General features: G+C 65.3%; 5 protein-coding genes and 1 tRNA gene. 3 read left to right on the forward strand and 3 right to left on the reverse strand.

Annotation, left to right across the window (positions count from 1 at the left end; translation table 11 throughout):
- Window positions 1-78: 78 nt before the first annotated feature.
- From K2R93_19735 to K2R93_19745, 3 genes are all read right to left on the reverse strand, one after another.
- A complete protein-coding gene (locus tag K2R93_19735) occupies window positions 79-720 on the reverse strand; it encodes an LON peptidase substrate-binding domain-containing protein (GenBank protein ID MBY0492083.1) in 642 nt (213 codons plus the stop codon).
- The gene (locus tag K2R93_19740; protein ID MBY0492084.1) at window positions 720-1,382 is read right to left on the reverse strand and encodes a nitroreductase family protein; all 663 of its coding nucleotides are present in this window, start codon (window positions 1,380-1,382) and stop codon (window positions 720-722) included. Before K2R93_19740 ends, K2R93_19735 begins: the two co-directional genes overlap by 1 nt.
- Window positions 1,383-1,467: 85 nt before the next feature.
- Window positions 1,468-1,926 (reverse strand): MarR family transcriptional regulator, encoded by a 459-nt coding sequence (locus K2R93_19745; protein ID MBY0492085.1) that lies wholly within the window; start codon window positions 1,924-1,926, stop codon window positions 1,468-1,470.
- Between the two features lie 134 nt (window positions 1,927-2,060).
- On the opposite strand from K2R93_19745, the gene K2R93_19750 reads away from it, so the two are divergent.
- The 3 genes from K2R93_19750 (at window position 2,061) to K2R93_19760 (ending at window position 3,556) form a co-directional block, all read left to right on the forward strand.
- Window positions 2,061-2,131, forward strand: a tRNA-Cys gene (locus K2R93_19750).
- Window positions 2,132-2,281: 150 nt separating this feature from the next.
- Window positions 2,282-2,887: a TetR/AcrR family transcriptional regulator gene (locus tag K2R93_19755; protein ID MBY0492086.1), complete on the forward strand. Its 606-nt coding sequence runs from the start codon at window positions 2,282-2,284 to the stop codon at window positions 2,885-2,887.
- A gap of 165 nt (window positions 2,888-3,052) precedes the next feature.
- The gene (locus K2R93_19760) at window positions 3,053-3,556 is read left to right on the forward strand and encodes a hypothetical protein (protein MBY0492087.1); all 504 of its coding nucleotides are present in this window, start codon (window positions 3,053-3,055) and stop codon (window positions 3,554-3,556) included.
- Window positions 3,557-3,736: the final 180 nt, after the last annotated feature.

Here is a 3,736-nt window from a genome sequence, read left to right on the forward strand (position 1 = left end):
ATACGTACTGCGTATACGTACTGCGTATACGTACTGCGTATACGTACTGCGTATACGTACTGCGTATACGTGGGGCGGTTAGGTGCGGGGGGTGGTTTGGTGCATGGCGGCTCGCAGCTCCAGGTCGGGGAGGACGCGGCGGAGGACGGCGTCCACCTGCGATAACCGTGCCAAGGGGCGGCGCTCGGCGAGGAGCGTGTAGCGTTGCTCGACGTCGAAGTCGATCATCGACGCGATCGTCCACGCGAGTTGCGCGGGGGACTCGGGGAGCGGTGGCGGTGGGCTCGTGTTGTCGCCGAGGATTCGCACGGCGTTGACGACGCGGCGGAAGTGTTGCGTCACGTCATCCGCCGCCACGGCGAGAGCGACGGGGCTGTCGCCGGGTTCGTCGTCGATCTCGTGGAATTCAGCCACGTGATAGAGCGCGGGATGCGGCACGAAGTCCGTGAGCGCCACGCGTTCGCGGCCGCGCACCATGATGTTGGAGCGACCGTCGGGGAGCATCTCGACTTCGGTGACTTCGGCAACGCAGGCCATGCGGCCGGGGGGCAACTCCCGCTCGGGAATGCCGGCCATCCCGGGGAGGATGACGAAGCGGGAGTCGCCGGCGCGGACATCGGCGAGGAGCTGCCGATACCGCGGCTCAAAGAGGTGCAGCGGGAGCGCCGTGCCCGGAAAGAGCACGACGCCCAGCGGGAAGACGGGAAGCGTGAGCGCCATCAGCGAAAGATGGCGACGCGCTCCACCGTATGGCGATGCGACTCGAAGCCTTCGTCGGCGCCGTGGCCGATGGCGACCAGCGACGTCACCGTGGCATGCGCGGGAATGCCGAGGAGCGACTTCACGGTGTCGGCATTGAAGCCGAGCATGGGCGACGTCGCGAACCCCTCGGAGCGCGCGATGAGGAGCAGGTAGCCCAGCGCGATGTTGGCCTGGGCATTGGCCCAGACGCCGCGGGCTTCGGGGGTCATGCCGCCGAAGGTGTTGCGGAGCATGGCCAACGTGCTCTCGCGCTTCTCCGGGTCCAGACCGGGGTGCACCACCTCGTCGAGGTGGGCCATGGTGTCTTCCATATCCGCGTACATGGCGATCACCACCGGCGCGTCGGCGACCTGCTTCTGGCCATAGGCGGCGGCGCGAAGCTGATCCTTCACCTGCGGATCGCGCACGACGACGAAGCGCCACGGCTGGAGATTGAAGGCGGAAGGCGCGCGGCCGGTGAGCTCGAGGAGGTCGCGGACCTCGTCATCGGTGACCGGCTGGTCGGTGTAGCTGCGGACAGAGCGGCGGGCGATGGCCGCTTCGGCCGCACTCAGGCGACCGTTGGCGACGGCGAACTCTCCGGTGAGGAGCGCGGCGGAAAGCGGTTCGGAACGGAGCATCTCAGTAATATCCGGTTAGTGTAACGGTGTTCGTGAGAACAAACATTTGATTCAAAGAAAGGGTTCCCGCCGGAACCCCAGACCGTCAGACCGCCGATTCGGCGGTCCGACCGCAGCTCTTGGTACGGATCGACTCCAACACGTCCGACAGCCGCTCCAGCTCGTCCTCGCCGACCCCCTCAAAGATCGATTCCTCGGCGGCCGCCACCACCGGCGCCACCACCTGGAGCAACGCCCGCCCCTTCTCGGTCATCACCGCATGCACCACTCGGCGGTCCTTACTATCCCTCTCACGCGCCACCAACCCGGCAGCATAGAGACGGTCGACCATTCTGGTGACATCCGGACCCGGTGCCGCCATCTGCCGACCCAGCTCGCTACATCCGCCCCCAGTCCCCTCGACCCGGGCAATCGCCGCCAGGAGCTCGAACTGCGCCGGCGTGATGCCATGCGATTCCAGCGCGCGACCGAGCGTGCGCTCGATGTGCGCCGCGGCTCCCCGTAGGAGGTGAATCGCCGAAGAAGCGGTAGCGGTCGTGGTCATTCTTCATCAACATTGGTGTTGTAACAGAGATTTGCAAGCACTTGTTTTTGGAATGCCGCCCACCCGGATCGCGCGACCTCGCTACCCTATCGGCGGGGCACCCCCTACATTTCCGATCCGTCGTTGACGGAGCTGGCGCCGTCGCCAAGTGGTAAGGCAGGAGACTGCAAATCTCCCACCGTCGGTTCGATTCCGACCGGCGCCTCTGACAATACGAGCACTCCATCACCGGGGCGTCCCAGCAGGGGCGTCCCGGTGGTGTTTTTTCCAGCCTGGCGCGACGGGCTCTTGACCGCCGCGGCCGACGACCGCAGAATAGGCACTACTAGACCAAGCGGTCTATATCCACCCGCCCGTGCACGAAACCAAACAACGCCTCATTGAAGCTGGTCTGCGCCTGATGCTCCAGCGCGGCTATCACGCAATCGGCGTCGCCGAACTCCTGAGCGAGACCGGCGTGCCGAAGGGGTCGTTCTATCATCACTTCGCGTCCAAGGAAGACTTTGCGCTGCAGCTGATCGACGCCTATCAGGGCGGTGTGCGCGAACTCCTCGCCGCCACGCTCACCAATCGAAACCGGCCCCCGCTACAGCGCATTCGCGACTTCTTCGACGGCGTACAGCGTTCCTACGATCAGGAAGGCTACCTCGGCTGTTTCCTGGGTGCGCTGGGGCAGGAGCTTTCCGGGGCGAGCGAGCTCTTTCGGGTCAAGATCGATGGCTGCCTCGGTCAGATTGCCGCTGGCTTCGCCGTCTGCCTCGAGGAAGCCCGCAGTCAGGGCGAGCTCCCGGCCCACACGAATGTGAGCGTCATGGCCGATCTGCTCGTGAACGCCTGGGAAGGCGCTGCCTTACGCTCACGCCTGATCAGGAACCCACGGCCGTTGCAGCAGGTGCTCGACTTTTACTTCGGCGCCCTCGGTGCTCCTGCATCGGGCGCAGTCGCGCTGCCCGCCGGATAGACGCGCTCTCTTTTTTTGCCCATCACTAGACCGTTTGGTCTAGTGACGGACGTGCCCGGGACGCGCTATGCGCTTCCCTCCTTACCTGTCCCACCTCAGGAGCTCGCCATGCGATACGCTGGTCCCGCCCACTTCCTACCTCTCGTTCTCGCGGCCGCACTCCCCATGGCTCCCCTCGCCGCGCAGTCCACCGCCGACGCCAAGCTCGTGGTCAACGCCCTGAGTGCCGCACCGGCAGGTGTGGCGAAGCACGCCACGGTGATGGCGTCCGACGGGCGCGTGCTTCGCAAAGGCACGAGCGACTGGGTCTGTATGCCCGACATGCCCGACGTCCCGAACAACACACCCATGTGCCTCGATGCGCCGTGGCGCGGCTTCATCGACGCCTGGATGAAGCAGGCCCGCCCGACGGTGAAGCAACTCGCGTTCGGTTACATGCTTCAGGGTGACATGCCGGTGAGCAACACGGATCCCTTCGCCAAGGCGCCTTCGCCGAACAACCAGTGGATTCAGAATGGCGAGCCGCACGTGATGGTGCTCGTTCCCGACCCGAAAATGCTGGACGTGTTGCCGACCGACCCGGCGAACGGCGGCCCATTCGTGATGTGGAAGGGCACGCCGTATGCGCACGTGATGGTGCCCGTGACGAAAGCGCCGGCGGGCAAGTAAGCGAGGCCGCCTCCGTGCGGTCGGCAAGACCAGCGAACTGATTACATCCAAGGCGTCCAATGGACCCACGGCATCCCGCACGCTCGAATGCCGTGGATCGCTCGGACGCCTTCTATGAGAAAGGCCAACTAGTCAAGGCCACCGTGGTGGCCTCGCGGCTGGGTCCTGCGCGAGAATCGG

This window comes from Gemmatimonadaceae bacterium, from assembly GCA_019752115.1.
GTDB lineage: Bacteria > Gemmatimonadota > Gemmatimonadetes > Gemmatimonadales > Gemmatimonadaceae > Gemmatimonas.

Bases quoted from the DNA above. Each gene is read 5' to 3' on its own strand.
- K2R93_19735 (MBY0492083.1), bottom strand. From the start codon at position 720: ATGGCGCTCACGCTTCCCGTCTTCCCGCTGGGCGTCGTGCTCTTTCCG.
- K2R93_19740 (MBY0492084.1), bottom strand. From the start codon at position 1,382: ATGCTCCGTTCCGAACCGCTTTCCGCCGCGCTCCTCACCGGAGAGTTC.
- K2R93_19745 (MBY0492085.1), bottom strand. From the start codon at position 1,926: ATGACCACGACCGCTACCGCTTCTTCGGCGATTCACCTCCTACGGGGA.
- K2R93_19760 (MBY0492087.1), top strand. From the start codon at position 3,053: ATGGCTCCCCTCGCCGCGCAGTCCACCGCCGACGCCAAGCTCGTGGTC.